Raw genomic sequence first — 18,345 nt, forward strand, 5'->3', positions numbered from 1 at the left:
TAATTTTAATGTTTGTTATTTTTTAAATCTCAACGATCATTTTTCCTTTATTCCTACCTTCAAATAATTGTAAGAATGCATTTGGAATATTATCAAAACCTTGAACTCTAGTTTCTTCGTAAGTCAGTTTTCCTTCTTGCAACCAAGTCACTAATTGCTTCATTCCTTCTGGGAATTTTTCTTGATAATTTCCTACAATAAATCCTTGCATCAAAGCACTTTGCTTTACTAAGAAACCTTGAACTCTTGGTCCCATCGGCACTTCTGTAGCATTGTACATAGATATTGCACCACACACCACTACTCTACCAAAACGATTGATATTGGCATGAACAGCATCTGAAATCTCCCCTCCTACATTATCAAAGTAAACATCAACTCCGTCTGGACTAGCTTCTGCAATAGCTTTTTGCATATCTTTAGTTGTGTTATAATTGATAGCCTCATCGAACCCGAATTTAGATTTAAGCATTTCTACTTTCTCATCCGTTCCTGCGATTCCAACGACGCGACAACCTAAAATCTTCCCGATTTGTCCAACTACACTTCCCACAGCTCCCGCCGCTCCAGAAACAACAATAGTTTCGCCTGCTTTTGGTTTTCCAATTTCTGATAAACCGAAATAAGCCGTTAAGCCTGTCATTCCTAAAACCCCTAAATAAGCTGACAATGAAACTTGAGACCCATCTACTTTCAATAGATTTTTACCCTCAGAAACTTGATATTCTTGCCAATCTAAATGACCTGAAACAAAATCTCCTACTTTATAATTATCATTTTTAGATTCAACCACTTCAGCAATAGCTCCCGAGCTAATAGTTTTATCTAATTCAAATGGTGGAATATAAGATTTAGCATCACTCATTCGTCCGCGTAAATATGGATCTACAGAAACGAACTTTAACTGAAGCAATACTTCGCCTTCTTTAATTTGAGGCTTTTCAACTTCTTTAAATTCAAAATTGGACAAAGTTGGTTTACCTACCGGTCTACTTTTTAAACTAATTGATTTATTCATAATATTATTTTTTCTTAATTTTTAAATTTTAATGGCATCCCAAGCGCTTTCAAAGGCTTTTTGTCTGTCTTCTTCATTCATGACATAAATATCCTTTTCTTGAACTGCCAATAGAAATGATAGAGGATAAATAGCATAAGCATACAGCACATAATTCGAAACGGGCTTCAAGATTCCTTCTTCCTTACCTCGTTCCCATAATTCAATTAAAGGTTGAAGATGTTTTAAACCTTTTCCTATAATTTCCGGGGCTATCATCGGCGTATTATCACATTGAGATAAAAACGAAGATTCATCTATTTGAGTTAATTTATAATCAGCGATATTATTCCATATGATTTCAAAACCTTGTTTTACAGGCAGCTTTTCATCGTAATTCTTAAATGCATTATCGCTAAACGAAGCTTTCACCTCTAGATAAAGGGAATTAATCAGATCTTGTTTATTCTCAAAATACAAATAAATGGTAGCGGGTGCTACGCCGGCTAATTTTGCGATTTTAGACATAGGTGCTGCATGAAATCCGTTATTCGTTACAAGGTTTAATGTAGCCTCCAACAGAGCGGCTCTTTTGTCTAAAACTTTCTTCTTTTTCATCACAACTATTTATAATTAAACAAGTTGAATCAGCATTTACACTATTGATTAACTTGTAATTTTATGCAAACCTACGACAATGAATGAACGTTCATTCATTGTTTAATTTTTTTAACACGCTTTTGTGAGTAATTATCACTATAAAGCAATTATAAATTCAAAATCACAACCATTGTAACTAATTAATATTAAACCTTCTATAGTAAATAAGCATTATTTTAGTGTAAATTTACACTATTTAGTTATATTAAATGTATATTTGTATACTTATTAAAAGCTATGAACTTCGACTTAGTAAAAGATGTTATGGATCTCGTTAAAGAGTTTCAATCCAAAAACAAAGCAAATCCCGTCTATACCAACGACGTTGATGGCTTTAAGCTATGGATTAAAAATACCAACGAATCTACTCCCGAATTGAATTGGGAAGGAAAAGAATTTGGGAGAACTCCAGACAGTATCATCAATACTCTAATTGTTCACATGAATCATTATGCAAAAGCGTATTCCAAATCGGCGATATATGATTCAAAGTTTTCTACGCAAGATGATTTTATCTTTTTAATTAGTCTAAAAGTTCATGGTCCTATCAAGAAAATGGATCTGGTTAAACTCAATAAACAAGAAAAACCAGTCGGTATTAAAATCATTAATCGTTTGATTGCCAATGAATGGGTAGAGCAAAAAGATTCTAAAACAGATAAACGAAGTAAAATTATTCAAATTACTCAAGAAGGTTTAAAAGCTCTTGAAAGCCAAATGGATAAGATTCGCAAGGCTACTCAAATTGTAACGGGTGATTTAAGCGAATTAGAAAAAATAAAATTGATTGAGCTATTGCAAAAATTGAATGAGTTTCACCAACCTATTTATGATGAGCAACTTGATTCGTCTAAATTATTAGATCATGCTTATGAAACTTATTTGAACAAGCAATCCTAAAATTTATTAACTTAGAAGGACTAAATAACTTAGAATCAAAAATTTAATTCATTTTAAAACTTCTAAACAACAACCACCAAACTACACTTTCACACTTAAAAATATATGCCTAAACCCAATCATAAAAATAAAATAGCCATAATAGGAGCTGGAATTTCCGGATTATCTGCTGCTGCTTACCTAGCGCAAGCGGGCAACGAGGTGCATGTTTTCGAAAAACATCATCAACCTGGTGGACGTGCTCGACAATTTAAAACAGATAATGGTTTTACATTCGACATGGGACCTAGTTGGTACTGGATGCCTGACATTATGGATGATTTTTTCTCAGATTTTGGACATAAAACCTCTGATTTTTTTGAATTAGTTTCATTAAATCCTCAATTCGAAATGATTTTTTCTGATATGAAAATTGATGTTCCAGAATCTTTTGAGGAAATGAAATCCTTATTTGAAAGTTTAGAAAAAGGAGTTGGCCAAAAGTTAGAAGAATTTATGAAGTCGGCCGAATTCAAATACGAAGTTGGCATGAAGGATTTTGTTCAAAAACCTTGTCATAGTTGGCTCGAATTCGTTTCGCCTAAAATTGCTCAATCTGCATTAAAGCTTGATTTACTCAGCAACTTTAGATCTTATGTTGGAAAATATTTCAAACATCCCAAGCTGAGAACTTTAATGGAATTTCCTGTGATTTTCTTGGGAGCATCGCCCAAAAACATTCCAGCTTTGTATAGTCTGATGAATTTCGGTGGATATAAAAAAGGTACCTTCTACCCTATGGGCGGATTTTATCAATTGATTTTGGGAATGCAAAAAGTGGCCGAAAATCAAGGAGCTACTTTTCATTTCAATCAAAATGTTGAGAAAATTAATACAGAAAAAGATAAAGTTAAATCACTATTGATCAATGGTGAAATTCACAATTTCGATGCGGTTGTAGCATCTTCGGATTATCATCACACCGAGACTTTATTAAATCAAGACGAAAGAAATTACACAGAAGATTATTGGAAAAAGAGAACCTTTGCGCCGTCTTGTCTGATTTATTATTTAGGTTTAAATAAGAAAATTCCGAACCTTAAACATCATACTTTATTCTTTGAAAATGATTTAGATGAACATATCGATGCGATTTATGGTGAGAAAAAATGGCCAGATAATCCACTGTTTTATGTTTGCTGCCCATCTAAAACTGACCCAGGAGTTGCACCAGAAGGTTCTGAGAATTTATTTTTATTAATGCCTTTAGCGATTGGTTTAAATGATGAAGAACAAACTAGAGAGAAATATTTAAAAGATATGCTTCTCCGCCTCGAAAAACATACGGGACAAGCTGATTTAGCCGATAATATAGTATACAAAAGAAGTTTTTGTGTTTCCGATTTCATCAAAGATTATAATGCGTATGGTGGTAATGCTTATGGTTTAGCCAACACACTGAAGCAGACCGCCGTTTTAAAACCAAAAATTAAGAACAAGAAAATTAAAAATCTCTATTATACAGGACAACTAACCGTGCCAGGGCCAGGTGTTCCACCGTCTATCATTTCAGGTAAAATTGTCGCAAAAGAACTCATTAACTTAAAAAATGCCTAAGTCATGAAGAAATTATACGACGAATTAGCATTCGATATCAGCAAAAGCACAACAAGAAAATACAGCACTAGTTTTTCTTTGGGGATTTTAGCATTAAGTCCTAAAATCCGTCCTGCGATTTATGCCATTTATGGATATGTGCGATTGGCAGATGAAATTGTGGATAGCTTTCACGATTTTGACAAAAAAACGCTTTTAACACGATTTAAAAACGAAACCTACACCGCACTTGACGAAGGAATTGCGCTTAATCCAATTCTACAATCTTTTCAAGAAACGGTTCGAAAATATGATATCGATAAACACTTGATAGATCAATTTTTGCATAGTATGGAAATGGATTTACACGACGTTGACTATAATTCTGAGCAATACCAGGAATATATTCACGGTTCGGCGGAAGTTGTTGGATTGATGTGTTTGCAGGTTTTTACGGACGGAAACAAACAGCAGTATGAAGAATTAAAACCCTATGCCATGAAATTAGGTTCGGCATTTCAAAAGGTAAATTTCTTAAGAGATTTAAAAGATGATTATCAAATTTTGGGACGAACTTATTTTCCACACATAGAAATGGGCGTTTTTACTGATCAAGTAAAACGAGAAATTGAACAAGAAATTCATCAAGAATTCAAAGAAGCTTTGGTTGGAATTAAATTACTCCCGAAATCCGCCAAATTCGGGGTTTATTTGGCTTATAAGTATTATTTACGCTTATTTAAAAAGATAAAAGGTATTCCGGCTGAAAATATTTTACAAAAACGAATTCGAGTGCCTAATGCAGAAAAATTTACTGTAATGATGCGTAGTTATGTTCGATACAAAGCAGCAATGCTTTAATTTAAATTTAAGAAAATGAAGTTTCAACTCTACAGAGAGCAACAATTAAATTGTGATATAGAAACGGCTTGGGAGTTTTTCTCAAACCCGCATAACCTATCGAAAATAACGCCTAAGGACATGAATTTTGTGGTCTTAACGGATTTACCTAGCACAAAAATCTACGAAGGAATGGAAATCGATTATACGGTTTCTCCTTTGTTGAATATTCCAATGAAATGGAAAACCAGAATCACTCAGGTGGATGAATTAAGAAGCTTTACAGACTTTCAATTAAAAGGTCCTTACAAGCTTTGGAATCATTTTCATGAGTTTATTTCAAATGAAAACGGCGTTTTAGCGAAGGATACGGTGGATTATGAGCTACCTTTAGGATTCTTAGGGAAAATTGCACATTCCTTGTTTGTTAGATCTAAATTGGAGTCTATTTTTAAACATAGATATCAAGATTTAGAAGAAAAGTTTAATAATAAATCAGTGTCATGAATTTATTAATTGTTTTAGCCGTTTTTATCGCTATGGAAGGCGCCACTTGGCTTATTCACAAATATGTAATGCATGGATTTTTGTGGGTTTTACACCGAGATCATCACGATCATAGCACAGAAGGTCCTTTTGAGAAAAATGATTATTTCTTTGTGATTTTCGCGATTCCGGCGATTATTTTAATGTATTTTGGAGCTGAGCAAGAATTTAACTACTTGTTTTACATAGGTCTTGGCGTGACTTTGTACGGAATGGCTTATTTCTTCATTCATGATATTTTTATTCACCAAAGATTGAAGATATTTTCTCGAACAGAAAACCCTTATTTCTTGGCTTTAAGACGTGCTCACAAACAGCATCATAAACATTTAACCAAAGAAAACGGCGAGTGTTTTGGTTTTCTTTACGTTCCTATGAAATATTTTAATATGTACTTTAAAAAGGCTAAAAATTGAAATCCTTTACTTATTTACTCGTTTTATTCTTTACGATTATCATCTGTTTTATTGCTTCATTTGATAAAAGAATCCGGTTCGACAAACATTTTATATCCTATTTAAAAGCTGGAATTCTTGTCGCAATTCCTTTTATAGCTTGGGATATATGGTTTACAGCTATGGGCGTTTGGTGGTTTAACCTAGATTATACCACAGAATTGGTCATCGCGGGCTTGCCAATAGAGGAATGGTTGTTTTTTATCTGCATTCCATTTTCATGTGTTTTCACTTATTTCTGTATCGATAAATTCTTTAACCTTAAATGGTTGGATGGGTTTAATAACATCATTGTTTTTATAAGCATAATTGCAATTTCGGTAGTTGGTTTACTAAATACTGATAAAATGTACACCCTCGTAACAGCTGTCATTACGGTGCTTTCGCTGATATATTTTCATTTTATTGCCAGAATTCCATGGATAAGTAGAGCATCTTTTGTTTTCAGTATCCTTATGATAGGATTCTTTTCTGTGAACGGGGTTTTGACCGGAACAGGTTTAGAAAGTCCTATTGTGAATTATAATCCCGAAGAATTTATGGGCATTCGACTATTGACCATTCCTGTTGAAGACGCTGTGTATGGTTATACCCAATTTTTATGGGTTTTATTCTTCTTTAAATACTTCTCTAGAAGAAAACAAGTGGATATATGAAGGAAAAAGTCAACCTGTTTTGGTTTAGAAGAGATTTAAGATTAGAAGATAATATTGGATTATCCCACGCTTTAAAGGCTGATTTCCCAGTGGTTCCCATCTTCATTTACGATAAAAACATATTAGACCAACTAGAAGATAAATCAGATCGACGAGTTGATTTTATTCATCAGGTTTTACATCAACTTAATCATGAATTGAAAAAACATAATTCAAGTTTAAAAACTTATTATGGTGATCCTTTATCCATATTTAAAGAGTTGGAAAAGGAGTTTGAAATTCAACAGATTTATTGCAATCGGGATTATGAACCTTATGCTATTAAAAGAGATAAAAGTATTTATGAATCTTTAAAGCAAAAGGACATTGAATTTAAGGCGTTCAAGGACCAAGTTATATTTGATAAAAATGAAATTCTAAAAAAGGATGAAACTCCATATACTGTCTACTCCTACTACGCTAAAAAGTGGAAAGAAAAACTTAAAAATCAAAATTTAACACCAGCTGAAATTCATTTTAATCAATTTAAAAAGATTGATTTTGAAGAAATTATTAGTTTAGACCATCTCGGGTTTCAACCGACAGAAATTATCTTTAAGCAGCCAACTTTAGATGCTGACATAATTGATGAATATGATCAGCACAGAAATTTTCCTACTCTTGAGCAAACTACGAAATTAGGCATTCATTTACGTTTTGGAACGATTAGCATTAGAAAATGTGTTGCATTTGCTAGGGAACATAATGAGGTTTGGCTTTCTGAATTGATTTGGCGAGAGTTTTTTATGCAAATTCTATATCACTTTCCACATGTAGCAAATAGGGCTTTTAAAAACAAATACGATAACATTCCTTGGAGAAACAATTTAGATGAATTTGAAAAATGGTGTAACGGAATGACAGGTTACCCAATCGTAGACGCTGGAATGCGACAATTAAATCAAACTGGATTCATGCACAATCGCGTAAGAATGATTGTGGCGAGTTTCCTATGTAAACATCTATTGATTGATTGGCGCTGGGGAGAGGCCTATTTTGCCCAAAAGTTAGATGATTATGATTTAGCTGCCAATAACGGGAATTGGCAATGGGCAGCCGGTACAGGATGTGATGCCGCGCCATACTTTAGGGTGTTTAATCCCTATACTCAAACCGAAAGATTCGATAAAAATTATGAATACATAAAACAATGGGTTCCTGAATATAAATCGAAAGACTATCCAGCACCAATGGTGGAACATAAATTTGCGAGAGAAAGAGCCATTTCTACCTATAAGAATGCTTTAAACCCTGAAAATTCATAAATCCTAAAAATAAATTTTAAAATTTTTAAAATTAATATTCCGCTCATTAATTTAAGATTATCAAAGACTTAAAACCTTGTAAGCCTTTTTTTAGTTGAAGAAAATTAAAAATTATTTGAATTTTACTTGTGTTATTAAGAATTATATCTAAATTTGCACCACTCAAATAGAAAAACAGGTCGCGTAGCTCAGTTGGATAGAGCATCTGCCTTCTAAGCAGACGGTCCCAGGTTCGAATCCTGGCGCGATCACTCTAAGAGTCAGGCACTTACATTTCAAAATGTAGGTGCTTTTTTTATTTAAACTCAGAATAAAATAGTTTCTCCTCTCCACAATCAGATAAATATCATTTCATAAAGCTTTAAGAATCATTATCTTTAAAGAACTAAAATAAAGATCTATGAAAATTTATAAAGCTATTAAAGACGATCACGACATTCAACGTGATTTAATTGAAAAGATTTCTAAAACTTCTGGAGATTCAGAAGAAAGAAACCAACTTTGGAAAGAGCTAAAAAAAGAATTGGAAGTTCATGCAGTGGCTGAAGAAAGGTATTTCTATGCGCCACTCATTGATACAGATGAAATGCAAGAAGACGCCCGTCATGGAATTGCTGAACATCATGAAATGGATGAGTTAATCAAAGAATTAGATCAAACGGATATGAGCTCGCCACATTGGAAGGCAACCATGGATAAATTAGGTGAAACTGTCTTACATCATTTAGAAGACGAAGAGGAAGAATTCTTTGAAAAAGCTAAAGATATTTACAGTCAAAAAGATGCTGAAACCTTAGCTAAGAATTACGAAGATTCAATGAAGGAATATCGTGGCAGTTGGCCAGAAGGAATTCCTGGCAATGAATAAATATTTTAAAGCCAACAACTTAGCATAACATTAACATTTACCATGACTTCTTGGAATAGAAGTTGAACTATTTAAACTACAACTTAAAAATTAATTATTATGAGCAGTTTAGAAGACAAATTAAAAGGGAATTGGAATATCGTTAAAGGTAAAGCCAAAGAACAATGGGGTGATCTTACTGATGACGATTTAACTTTAGCAGAAGGAAAATGGGATCAATTTGTTGGAAACATCCAAAAGAAAACGGGTGAAGCAAAAGAAAACATTGAAGAATTCTTCAATAAAGTTGGAAAAGATTTCGATAAGAAATAATTAATATTTCTATAGAAATCAGAAATCACCTTGGTTTTCCAAGGTGATTTTTTTTTTGTTTTATAAAACTGTAAACTTATAAGAGCCCATCTCATGAATGAAAATTTTATTTCTTCATGAATTTCTTTACTCGGTTTTCATTAGTTTTAATAACATAAACTCCAGGCTTCAAGAAAGAAACATCCACTTGTTTGGTAGTAATGTGAGGCCGTCCGCATGAACTTTTGATAGTAAATTTTCGAATTACCTACATACCTTTATTAGAATACTAAAACATCTTGGTTTCATTCGTTGATTTTTTTATTTTGCAAAGAAGTTTTAATTACATTTGAATTCAAATTAACCACCCTCTTATGAAACATATCCTATGGGCTATAATGCCGATGATTTTCCTTGCCTCTTGCGCAACCCCACAAATTCAGACAAAAGTTGTTGAGAAAGTGATTAGAGACACCGTTTACCTTGAACATGCTCAAGATGCCCAAGGTCATGATATTGAATCTTCTATTCTTAAAAATTATAAAATTTCTAATCAACACTATCCTGCAAAAGGTCAAGATTATCGTCAGAAATTTTTGATTATGCATTATACGGCATTACACAACGATAAATCTGCCGAAGTTTTAACCCAACAAGCTGTGAGCTCTCATTATTTAATAAAAGATTATAATGATGACGAGATTTATGTTTTAGTAGGTGAAAACGAAAGAGCATGGCATGCAGGTGTTAGTTCGTGGTTAGACCGAACTAATATTAATGATTCCTCCATCGGAATTGAGATTGTAAACCTTGGATACAGCACCATTAATGGCAAAATGAGATTTTATCCTTACCCAGAGCATCAGTTTAAAAAAGTAGCTGAATTGGCTCAGGACATTGTTAAGCGATATGAAATTGACCCAACTTTTGTTTTGGGACATAGTGACGTTGCGCCAACCAGAAAAGAAGATCCAGGTGCATTCTTCCCATGGAAAAGATTGTACGAAGAATACGGTGTTGGAGCTTGGTACAATGACGTAGATAAGTACAAATTCTTACCAAAGTACAACGCGAGTGATTATAACAAAAGTTCTTTTATTAAATCTGTTCAAGCCGATTTAGCAAAGTACGGATATGGTATAAAACAAACCGGAACTTGGGATGATCAAACTAGGCGAGTAATTATGGCATTCCAGTTACATTTTAGACCTAGCAACTACAGCGGTCAATTGGACGCAGAGACATGGGCTATATTGCAAGCTTTAAATGATAAATATAGAAAGTAATTTCGCGAGATTCCTTATTTAAAAGTTTTCTGAGAAATGTTAAAACTTGCACGAAATATGCAGGGAATCCAACTAAATATTCAAATATGACAATTCAAGATATTAGAGATAAATTTCAAGAAAGACTTTCTGATTTATATACCAAAGACGAGATAGATACTATTTTCTTCAGCTTGGCAGAAACCCATTTAAGAAAAGATAAAAACATCATTCGTGCAGGATTACACGAAAGTTGGTCAGAATTAAAAGATGCTGAAAAACACTTTGATTTTGCTCTGACGAATTTAATGACGGGAACACCTTTTCAATATGTGATGGGTGAAACTCAGTTTATGGATCATAAGTTGTTTGTGAATCCTAATGTTTTAATTCCACGCCCTGAAACAGAAGAATTAGCTGAGTGGATTATTCAAGATTATACCAATCCTAACAATGAATTCGATGGTAACATTTTAGATATCGGAACCGGGAGTGGCGCTTTAGCCATCGCACTAAAAGCTGCTTTTCCAAAAGCTTCAGTTCACGCTTTGGATGTCAGCCCAGAAGCATTAGAAGTGGCTAAAAACAATGCCATGTACAATCACACGAAAATTAATTTTCATGAGATTGATATCCTGAATACATTCCTAGACGATTTACCTTATTTTGATATAATTGTAAGCAATCCACCTTACATTCCTAGTTCAGAAAAAGCAGAAATGCAAGAACAAGTTAGCAAACACGAACCAGAAATTGCTTTATTTGTTCCAGATGAAGATCCAACAGTTTTCTACAATAAGATTAATCAATTAGCCTTAGATAAATTAAAACCCAAAGGAGCAGTTTATTTAGAGATTCATCAAAACCTTATGGAAGAAACCAAGAAGATTTTTGAGTTTAGTTTTGGGAAGGTAAATGCCAAAAAAGATATTTCTAATAATTGGAGAATGTTGAAGGTTCAACAACCCTTTACGTGTAAATAGTACACTTATTTACTACATACTTGACGATTGCTGACAAAAATCATAAACTATTTGAAATCCATTACTTTGTAGTGGATTTCTTTTTTTAAAGTCGATATCAGTCTAATGTTGAATTAAATATGATGTTTTAAAATTAGCAAACTCACATATAATCAATGCTTTTTAACAGATTTTAAGAATTAAGATAATTGATATTCATCATATTAAATAGTTTTAAATCCTTTATTTTTGTAGGAATTTTTGAACGAAATGATGAAGCTTTTAGATAAATATTTGTTTTCAACGCGAGCTATGACGATGATGTTGTTTTTATATGCTATTTCTATGGCTGTAGCAACATTTATAGAAAATGATTTTGGAACTCCTGCTGCCAAAGCGATTGTTTATAATGCCTTATGGTTTGATATACTTCAAATCCTATTGATTGTCAACTTCGCCATCAATATTAAGCGTTACCGACTTTGGAGAAGAGAGAAATGGGCTGTATTAGCTTTCCATGTTGGATTTATAGTAACTTTTATCGGTGCTGCCATTACTCATATTTTTGCTGTAGAAGGTATTATGAGTATTAGAGAAGGTGATACTTCTAATGAAATTGTTTCATCACAAACTTATGTGAAGATGAGTATCTTTGACCAAGATAGAGCCTTGGCATATGAGTCACCTTACACGATGACTTATTTTAATAAAAAAGATGCTCCTTTCCCTCTAAAACGTCAATTCAAACAAAAATATCAATTTAAAGATCGAGTAATTGCTCTTAAATCCCTAGACTACATTATGTTAGCTAAGGATACCATCATCAGAGGTGAAGGAAAAGAAACTTTAGAGTTGGTGACAACCGGAGAAGGCGGTAGAAAAAGTGCCTATATCCAATCGGGTGAATTAAAAGAGATTGGTGGAATTATGTTTAGTTTAAACAATCCAATTCCAGGAACAGTTCAGATTTTCTCAGAAGGCGATAAACTAATGTTTAAATCTCCACTTGAAGGAGAATATGTTCAAATGCAAGGACAAGCTGTAGGTATGATTACCGATTCGGCTACCTTTAACCAAGGTAAAGGAAAAGTTGCGGTAGATTCGTTACAAGAATTAAGATTAGCTAGCCTATACTCTATTCAAAATGCTCAGTTTGTTGTTCCAAGTGGAACTTTCAAAGGAAGACTTGAATTTGTTCAAGGAGATAAAAACAATCCAGAAGAACAAACTAATTCGAACGTTGTTTTAATGGAATACGACGATGGTCAAGTTAAAGACACGCTAATCCTAAGAGGTGGACAAGGAAGTACATCTTATAGTACAAGAAAGCCTATCAATGGACTTCAAGTTTCTATGGGATTCGGATCTAAAACTATTGAGACGCCATTTGGAATTAAGTTAAGAGACTTCCAATTAGATACTTATCCTGGATCTAACAATCCATCTTCTTTTGCGAGTGAAATTTCAATTATAGATAATGGCGTTGAAAAGGATCATAGAATCTACATGAACAATGTATTAGACTATGGCGGATATCGTTTCTTCCAGGCGAGTTATGACCCAGACGAATTAGGAACTGTTTTATCTGTTAATCAAGATAGACCAGGTACCATTGTAACCTATATCGGGTATATGATGATGTTCTTTGGGATGACATTCGCACTATTCTGGAGAGGAACAAGATTCTTGACATTACAAAAAATGTTGAAAAACATGAAAAAATCAGCAAAAGCTATTGTATTAGCATTCTTACTTCTTCCATTGGGCTTATTTGCTCAAGAAACAGAAGTAGATCCGCATGCAGGTCATGACCACGGTCCTATGGAAACTGTGGATACACTAGCTGCAGCATCCAACCATAAAGCACCTAGATCTCATCCTGCTGCAACCGACAACCACGGGCAAAGCATGAAGATGACTTCTTTAGATAGTATTGCAAAAGTTGTAAACTTCAACGAAGAGCATATCATTAAACTAGATCATCTACAAGTACAAGATGACCAAGGTAGAATTAAGCCTTTAGGAACACATGCTTTAGAATTATTAAGAAAGATTCATAAAGCAGATAAAATTGGTGGCGTAAATGCGACTGCTTGGTTTATGTCATTGCAACAAAATCCGGCCTTGTGGGCAGAAGCTCCTATGATTCGTGTGATGGAGAACAAATTAGGTTCTAAAACAGCGAAAGAATTAGGCGTTGTAGATGGTTATACTTCTTTACTAAACTTAGTAGATCACCGCACAACACAATATAAATTACAGGAAGCTTACAGTAATGCATTCCGTAAGAAACCTTCTGAGAAAACAGAATACGATAAGGAGGTGATTAATATTACAGAGCGTTTTTCAATTATTGATAACATTACCAAAGGTTACTACCTTCGTATTATTCCTATGCAAAATGAAATCAAGGAAACTTGGACCAGTTGGATTCGTCCTACAGAAGAGTTAGAAATTGATTCCATTGCATTAGGACATATTTCTAAATATTTCAACACCCTTGGAGCTGCTCAAAAAACAGGTGATTGGACTCAAGCAAATGAGCAGATTAAAGTAATCGACGATTACCAGCATAAATGGGGTAAAAACGTAATTATTTCAGATACGAAAGTTAAGATTGAGGTTTTATATAATCGATTCAATCCTTTCTTATACTCTATGATTGCTTACGCCATGTTAGGTGGAATTTTATTATTACTAGCATTCACTAAACTATTCTTAGACAAAAAAGCAATTGATTACATCATCAATGTTTTCTTAGGTTTGTTGATAGTGGTTTTAATATTCCAGGGAGTCGCACTCGGAATGAGATGGTATATATCTGGACACGCACCTTGGACGAATGGATATGAAGCTGTAATATTTATTTCGTGGGTAGCTGTATTAGCAGGATTCTCATTATACCGAAACGGAAATGCATTCTTGCCTGCTGCGGGAGCTTTAGTGGCTGTGATTATGATGGGATTCGCTCACGGTTCTTCCCTACTCGATCCAGAAATTACACCATTAGTACCAGTATTAAAATCTTATTGGTTAATTATTCACGTGGCGATTATTACCTCTAGTTATGCCTTCTTTGGTTTAAGTATGGTCATCGCTATATTTAACATGATTCAATTTATGTTGAAACCATCTCATAAGATTGAAAGAAACATTAAAGAATTAACCATTGTAAGTGAAATGTCGCTTACCGTAGGTATTTATATGCTAACTATTGGAACATTCTTAGGAGGAATGTGGGCCAACGAAAGTTGGGGACGCTACTGGAGCTGGGACCCTAAAGAAACTTGGGCTTTCATTTCAGTTATTGTTTATGCTATTGTTTTACACCTTAGATTAGTTCCTGGTTTGAGAGGTAAATTTGTATTTAATATTGCTGCCTTATGGGCAACAGCAGCTCCTATTATGACCTATTTTGGAGTGAATTACTACTTAAGTGGTTTACATACCTATGCTGCTGGGGATAGTATTCCAATTCCGGGATGGGTACCAGGTACGGTGATTTTCTTTACCGTTCTAACAATAATTACTTATTTGTTTAGAAGAAAGTATGCTAAGTCAAATAGTTTCGTTAAATTCTAAAAAATAAGATCTTATGAAAAAATTCTTTTTATCCATCGTTAGTTTAATTACATTAGCTTGTACTAACCAAAAACAAGCTAAAATCGATACAACTACCACGAACCCAAAAGGAAGTATTTACCAATATAGCGTACAGGATATTGACGGAAACGACTTTGAAATGTCTGAATTAGAAGGCAAAAAAGTCATGATTGTAAATACTGCTTCTAAATGTGGATTTACGCCACAATATGAGCAATTAGAAGAAATTTACCAGAAATACAAGGATGATAATTTTACCATTATTGGATTTCCTGCTAATAATTTTATGTCTCAAGAACCAGGTTCTAATGAGGACATCAAAGAGTTTTGTACTTTGAATTATGGTGTAACATTTCCTATGATGTCTAAAATTTCTGTGAAAGGAGATGACATGCATCCTTTATATCAATACTTAACTAAAAAAGACCAAAATGGTGTTTTGGACAATGAAGTTAAATGGAATTTCCAGAAGTATTTAATCAATGAAGATGGTACGTTAGCTCATGTGTTTTATTCTAAAACACTTCCAAACGATGAGGAAATCATACGTTGGATTGAAGCCAAATAAACAGGTTTTGGGATTAAATTTTAAATGATTTTAGAATGATAAAATTAGATATTTTAGCCATGGGTCCACACCCTGACGATGTAGAGTTAGGATGTGGTGGTACTTTGGCAAAGGCTGTAGCTGAAGGTAAGAAAGTAGGCATTATCGACTTAACCAATGGCGAGTTAGGCACTAGAGGCTCAAGAGAGATTAGATTAAAAGAAGCAGAAGCTGCCAAAAATATTTTAGGCGTACACGCTCGAGAGAATCTAAATATGAGAGATGGTTTCTTTTTAAATGACGAAACCAACCAACTTGAAGTCATTAAAGCCATTAGAAAATACAGACCTGAAATTCTAATTACGGGAGCTCCAGAAGACCGTCATCCAGATCACGGTAGAGCAACCGAACTTATTGTTAGAGCTAGCTTTTTAGCAGGTTTACCAAGAATTGAAACAGGACAAGAAGCTTGGCGTCCTAAGAGAATCTTCCATTATATTCAATGGAAACCATTGACCCCAGATTTCGTAGTGGATATAAGTGGCTATTTAGAAACTAAGATTGATTCTTGCTTAGCCTATGCATCACAATTTCATGATCCTAATTCAGATGAGCCAGAAACGGCTATTTCATCAACCAATTTTAAAGAAAGTATCAACTATAGAGCTAAGGATTGGGGTAGATTAATTTGGAAAGATGCCGGTGAAGCCTTTATTTCTGAAAGTATTTTAGGGGTTGACTCCATGGAGGCATTTTTATAAACAAATTGATTATTAAGCTCTTAAATTAATTAAAATTAAAAGCTAAAAAATATTCCTAAAAATGATTAAAAAAATTAGCCTTAAAGCTTTCTAATATTAGAAAATTGGCTATATTTGCAATCGCAATTTCAAATGGTGGTTGTAGCTCAGTTGGTTAGAGCGCCGGATTGTGGTTCCGGAGGTCGCGGGTTCGAATCCCGTCTTCCACCCCATTTAAAACCTGATACAATGTATCAGGTTTTTTTATTTCATATAATTAAATATAGCTATTAAAGCATAGACCAAATGAGCCATTCAACGAATAGCTTTAGCCTTAAATTTAAATGTATATATTATTTATAGAATCTGAGCGAAAGCTGGATTCACCACCCCTCTAGTAATGTAATTGTCTACTTATCTATCGAAGCCTCTTTAAAAGCCTTAAAAAACTGCTCCATTTCCTTTTTCTTACGATGTCTATCCATCATAAACATTAGAAGAATAAAAATACTGTTGGCCACTACAACTAAGTAGATTTTATGATAAGCAGCAAACAATAAAATACCCAACATTAGAATCATAGCTACCCACATGAAATAATCGTGTATGGTCTCATTTTTAGCTTTAACCTCAAAATGATTTTTATTTAAAATACCATAGACAGGCATTCTACGAGTACCAAAGTTACGCTTGAAAATAAAGCCTTTTGTGCCTAAATCTCCAATATAGAGTTTATCATCTAAAAGCTTTTGTAATTTAGCTTGAGTATGAGTTGAGTTTTCTAAAGTATTTTCCAAGGTTTAGACTTTTTTGCGTAGTTCTAAAACCGTAATCTCTGGCCACATTCCTACACGTCCAGGGAATCCTAAGAATCCAAATCCACGATTTACATACAACTTACGACCCTTTTCTTCATAAAGCCCTGCCCAATTGTGATAACGGTATTTCACAGGCGACCATTTAATAATTCCTGGAATTTCAACACCAAACTGCATTCCGTGCGTGTGCCCAGATAAAGTCAAGTGCATTTTCTTTTCAAAATCTATTACGTTATCATGATCTTTTAAATCATGGTCAAAGTGAGATGGATCATGGGATAACAATACATTGAAATCTCCTTCTTGTACTCCTTCAGATGCTTTTCTAAGATCTCCACGTTTAGGGAAGAAATCAGCATGTCCCCAATTTTCTACTCCTACAATATTCAATCGCTGACCGTCGCGCTCTATCGTGTGCATGTCATTATTCAACATCTTAAAGCCAATCTCCTTATGCATATTTTGTAAGTGAGAAACACTTTCAGCTCTTTCTCTATCTGAAATATTAGCATATTCACCATAATCATGGTTTCCAAGAATAGCGAACATACCATCCTTAGCTTCTAATTGTTTGAAAATATCTACATATGGTTCAAGCTCGTCGGCAATGTCATTCACCATGTCACCGGTGAAAACTAAAACATCTGAATTTTGCTTTAAAGCCAGCTTTACACCATAATCTACCTTCTCTTTATCATCAAAACTACCTGAATGAATATCAGATAATTGCGTAATGGTAAATCCTTCAAATGCATCTGGTAAATCATCGAAAAAGACTGTTTTTCTGATTACTCGGTAACGATATTTACCTCTAAATACACCGTCTAATACACCTATAAATGGAATTGCCGCCAAGCCTAATCCAATCCAGGTGGCAACCTTTCTGCGGCTCGGAATGTCAATAGCTTCCGATGTGTCTGCACTTGTGAAGGTATATTGAAACAGCCTAATAAAATCGTCCACCATTAAGGTGAGCGTCAAAAATATCTTAGGTACTAAAAATAAAGTTGTTAATACAACAAGTCGTTGAAAATTAGCAAAATTAAACTCACTCAATTTTCGAGTTGAACTAAAGTAATAAAGCCCTCCGAAAAGTAAGATGTGTACAATAATATATATCCACATCCCAGTTTTGGTGTGGTTTAAGGCTCTAAACGCTTGAAAAGCATAATATTCAATAGCGATTACAACGATCCAGAAATAAGTTGCTATACCGATGCCTCGCGAGATTTTTAATAAAAATCTAAAAAAAACCATATCCACCATGACTAAAAGAATAATCAACGGGATTACGAAAACACGTATAAACTGCATTTAT

The 18,345-nt window shown here is 34.0% G+C and carries 18 protein-coding genes and 2 tRNA genes; 16 read left to right on the forward strand and 4 right to left on the reverse strand.

Annotated features, from left to right (window positions below; all coding sequences use genetic code 11):
• Positions 1-22: 22 nt before the first annotated feature.
• Both NLM59_RS02015 and NLM59_RS02020 read right to left on the reverse strand, forming a co-directional pair.
• Positions 23-1,018, reverse strand: coding sequence for an NADP-dependent oxidoreductase (locus NLM59_RS02015; RefSeq protein WP_304416066.1), 996 nt, complete (start codon positions 1,016-1,018; stop codon positions 23-25).
• 21 nt (positions 1,019-1,039) lie between these two features.
• On the reverse strand, positions 1,040-1,615 hold the full coding sequence (locus tag NLM59_RS02020; RefSeq protein WP_369426752.1) for a TetR/AcrR family transcriptional regulator: 576 nt from the start codon (positions 1,613-1,615) through the stop codon (positions 1,040-1,042).
• A gap of 279 nt (positions 1,616-1,894) precedes the next feature.
• Between NLM59_RS02020 and NLM59_RS02025 the strand changes: the two genes are divergently transcribed.
• From NLM59_RS02025 to NLM59_RS02100, 16 genes are all read left to right on the forward strand, one after another.
• Positions 1,895-2,557, forward strand: a complete 663-nt coding sequence (locus NLM59_RS02025) for a MarR family winged helix-turn-helix transcriptional regulator (protein ID WP_304416068.1) — start codon at positions 1,895-1,897, stop codon at positions 2,555-2,557.
• 105 nt (positions 2,558-2,662) lie between these two features.
• Positions 2,663-4,153 (forward strand): phytoene desaturase family protein, encoded by a 1,491-nt coding sequence (locus NLM59_RS02030; protein WP_304416069.1) that lies wholly within the window; start codon positions 2,663-2,665, stop codon positions 4,151-4,153.
• 3 nt (positions 4,154-4,156) lie between these two features.
• Positions 4,157-4,993: a phytoene/squalene synthase family protein gene (locus NLM59_RS02035; protein WP_304416070.1), complete on the forward strand. Its 837-nt coding sequence runs from the start codon at positions 4,157-4,159 to the stop codon at positions 4,991-4,993.
• Between the two features lie 15 nt (positions 4,994-5,008).
• Positions 5,009-5,479, forward strand: coding sequence for an SRPBCC family protein (locus NLM59_RS02040; RefSeq protein WP_304416071.1), 471 nt, complete (start codon positions 5,009-5,011; stop codon positions 5,477-5,479).
• Positions 5,476-5,934 carry a sterol desaturase family protein gene (locus NLM59_RS02045; RefSeq protein ID WP_304416072.1) on the forward strand — a complete coding sequence of 153 codons (459 nt, stop codon included), beginning with the start codon at positions 5,476-5,478 and terminating at the stop codon, positions 5,932-5,934. The genes NLM59_RS02040 and NLM59_RS02045 overlap by 4 nt, the downstream gene beginning before the upstream one ends.
• Entirely contained in the window at positions 5,931-6,629 is a 699-nt protein-coding gene (locus NLM59_RS02050; protein ID WP_304416073.1) for a lycopene cyclase domain-containing protein, read from the forward strand. The genes NLM59_RS02045 and NLM59_RS02050 overlap by 4 nt, the downstream gene beginning before the upstream one ends.
• Positions 6,626-7,933, forward strand: a complete 1,308-nt coding sequence (locus NLM59_RS02055; RefSeq protein WP_304416074.1) for a cryptochrome/photolyase family protein — start codon at positions 6,626-6,628, stop codon at positions 7,931-7,933. Before NLM59_RS02050 ends, NLM59_RS02055 begins: the two co-directional genes overlap by 4 nt.
• Before the next feature lie 177 nt (positions 7,934-8,110).
• Positions 8,111-8,184: transfer RNA gene (locus NLM59_RS02060), tRNA-Arg, on the forward strand.
• 149 nt (positions 8,185-8,333) lie between these two features.
• Positions 8,334-8,801, forward strand: coding sequence for a hemerythrin domain-containing protein (locus NLM59_RS02065; protein ID WP_304416075.1), 468 nt, complete (start codon positions 8,334-8,336; stop codon positions 8,799-8,801).
• 99 nt (positions 8,802-8,900) lie between these two features.
• Positions 8,901-9,113 (forward strand): CsbD family protein, encoded by a 213-nt coding sequence (locus NLM59_RS02070; protein ID WP_304416076.1) that lies wholly within the window; start codon positions 8,901-8,903, stop codon positions 9,111-9,113.
• Positions 9,114-9,466: 353 nt separating this feature from the next.
• Entirely contained in the window at positions 9,467-10,378 is a 912-nt protein-coding gene (locus NLM59_RS02075) for an N-acetylmuramoyl-L-alanine amidase (RefSeq protein WP_304416077.1), read from the forward strand.
• A gap of 86 nt (positions 10,379-10,464) precedes the next feature.
• Positions 10,465-11,340 (forward strand): peptide chain release factor N(5)-glutamine methyltransferase, encoded by an 876-nt coding sequence (gene prmC / locus NLM59_RS02080; RefSeq protein ID WP_304416078.1) that lies wholly within the window; start codon positions 10,465-10,467, stop codon positions 11,338-11,340.
• 252 nt (positions 11,341-11,592) lie between these two features.
• Positions 11,593-14,901 carry a cytochrome c biogenesis protein CcsA gene (gene ccsA / locus NLM59_RS02085; protein WP_456238416.1) on the forward strand — a complete coding sequence of 1,103 codons (3,309 nt, stop codon included), beginning with the start codon at positions 11,593-11,595 and terminating at the stop codon, positions 14,899-14,901.
• 13 nt (positions 14,902-14,914) lie between these two features.
• Positions 14,915-15,490 (forward strand): glutathione peroxidase, encoded by a 576-nt coding sequence (locus NLM59_RS02090; RefSeq protein ID WP_304416080.1) that lies wholly within the window; start codon positions 14,915-14,917, stop codon positions 15,488-15,490.
• 38 nt (positions 15,491-15,528) lie between these two features.
• Entirely contained in the window at positions 15,529-16,230 is a 702-nt protein-coding gene (gene bshB1, locus NLM59_RS02095; protein ID WP_304416118.1) for a bacillithiol biosynthesis deacetylase BshB1, read from the forward strand.
• A 135-nt stretch (positions 16,231-16,365) separates the two neighbouring features.
• Positions 16,366-16,442 (forward strand) — tRNA-His (locus NLM59_RS02100).
• 177 nt (positions 16,443-16,619) lie between these two features.
• Here the strand turns inward: NLM59_RS02100 and NLM59_RS02105 are convergent.
• Positions 16,620-17,006, reverse strand: coding sequence for a hypothetical protein (locus tag NLM59_RS02105; protein ID WP_304416081.1), 387 nt, complete (start codon positions 17,004-17,006; stop codon positions 16,620-16,622).
• 3 nt (positions 17,007-17,009) lie between these two features.
• Positions 17,010-18,341, reverse strand: a complete 1,332-nt coding sequence (locus NLM59_RS02110) for a metallophosphoesterase (protein ID WP_304416082.1) — start codon at positions 18,339-18,341, stop codon at positions 17,010-17,012.
• Positions 18,342-18,345 lie beyond the last annotated feature (4 nt).

The organism is Profundicola chukchiensis (assembly GCF_029664245.1).
GTDB lineage: Bacteria > Bacteroidota > Bacteroidia > Flavobacteriales > Weeksellaceae > Profundicola > Profundicola chukchiensis.

What these genes read in the sequence shown, in the direction of transcription:
- NLM59_RS02070 (WP_304416076.1), top strand. Translation starts at nt 8,901, where the DNA reads ATGAGCAGTTTAGAAGACAAATTAAAAGGGAATTGGAATATCGTTAAA.
- NLM59_RS02020 (WP_369426752.1), bottom strand. Translation starts at nt 1,615, where the DNA reads ATGAAAAAGAAGAAAGTTTTAGACAAAAGAGCCGCTCTGTTGGAGGCT.
- NLM59_RS02040 (WP_304416071.1), top strand. Translation starts at nt 5,009, where the DNA reads ATGAAGTTTCAACTCTACAGAGAGCAACAATTAAATTGTGATATAGAA.
- NLM59_RS02110 (WP_304416082.1), bottom strand. Translation starts at nt 18,341, where the DNA reads ATGCAGTTTATACGTGTTTTCGTAATCCCGTTGATTATTCTTTTAGTC.
- prmC (WP_304416078.1), top strand. Translation starts at nt 10,465, where the DNA reads ATGACAATTCAAGATATTAGAGATAAATTTCAAGAAAGACTTTCTGAT.
- NLM59_RS02075 (WP_304416077.1), top strand. Translation starts at nt 9,467, where the DNA reads ATGAAACATATCCTATGGGCTATAATGCCGATGATTTTCCTTGCCTCT.
- ccsA (WP_456238416.1), top strand. Translation starts at nt 11,593, where the DNA reads ATGAAGCTTTTAGATAAATATTTGTTTTCAACGCGAGCTATGACGATG.
- NLM59_RS02015 (WP_304416066.1), bottom strand. Translation starts at nt 1,018, where the DNA reads ATGAATAAATCAATTAGTTTAAAAAGTAGACCGGTAGGTAAACCAACT.
- NLM59_RS02065 (WP_304416075.1), top strand. Translation starts at nt 8,334, where the DNA reads ATGAAAATTTATAAAGCTATTAAAGACGATCACGACATTCAACGTGAT.
- NLM59_RS02035 (WP_304416070.1), top strand. Translation starts at nt 4,157, where the DNA reads ATGAAGAAATTATACGACGAATTAGCATTCGATATCAGCAAAAGCACA.
- NLM59_RS02025 (WP_304416068.1), top strand. Translation starts at nt 1,895, where the DNA reads ATGAACTTCGACTTAGTAAAAGATGTTATGGATCTCGTTAAAGAGTTT.
- NLM59_RS02090 (WP_304416080.1), top strand. Translation starts at nt 14,915, where the DNA reads ATGAAAAAATTCTTTTTATCCATCGTTAGTTTAATTACATTAGCTTGT.
- NLM59_RS02030 (WP_304416069.1), top strand. Translation starts at nt 2,663, where the DNA reads ATGCCTAAACCCAATCATAAAAATAAAATAGCCATAATAGGAGCTGGA.
- NLM59_RS02055 (WP_304416074.1), top strand. Translation starts at nt 6,626, where the DNA reads ATGAAGGAAAAAGTCAACCTGTTTTGGTTTAGAAGAGATTTAAGATTA.
- NLM59_RS02045 (WP_304416072.1), top strand. Translation starts at nt 5,476, where the DNA reads ATGAATTTATTAATTGTTTTAGCCGTTTTTATCGCTATGGAAGGCGCC.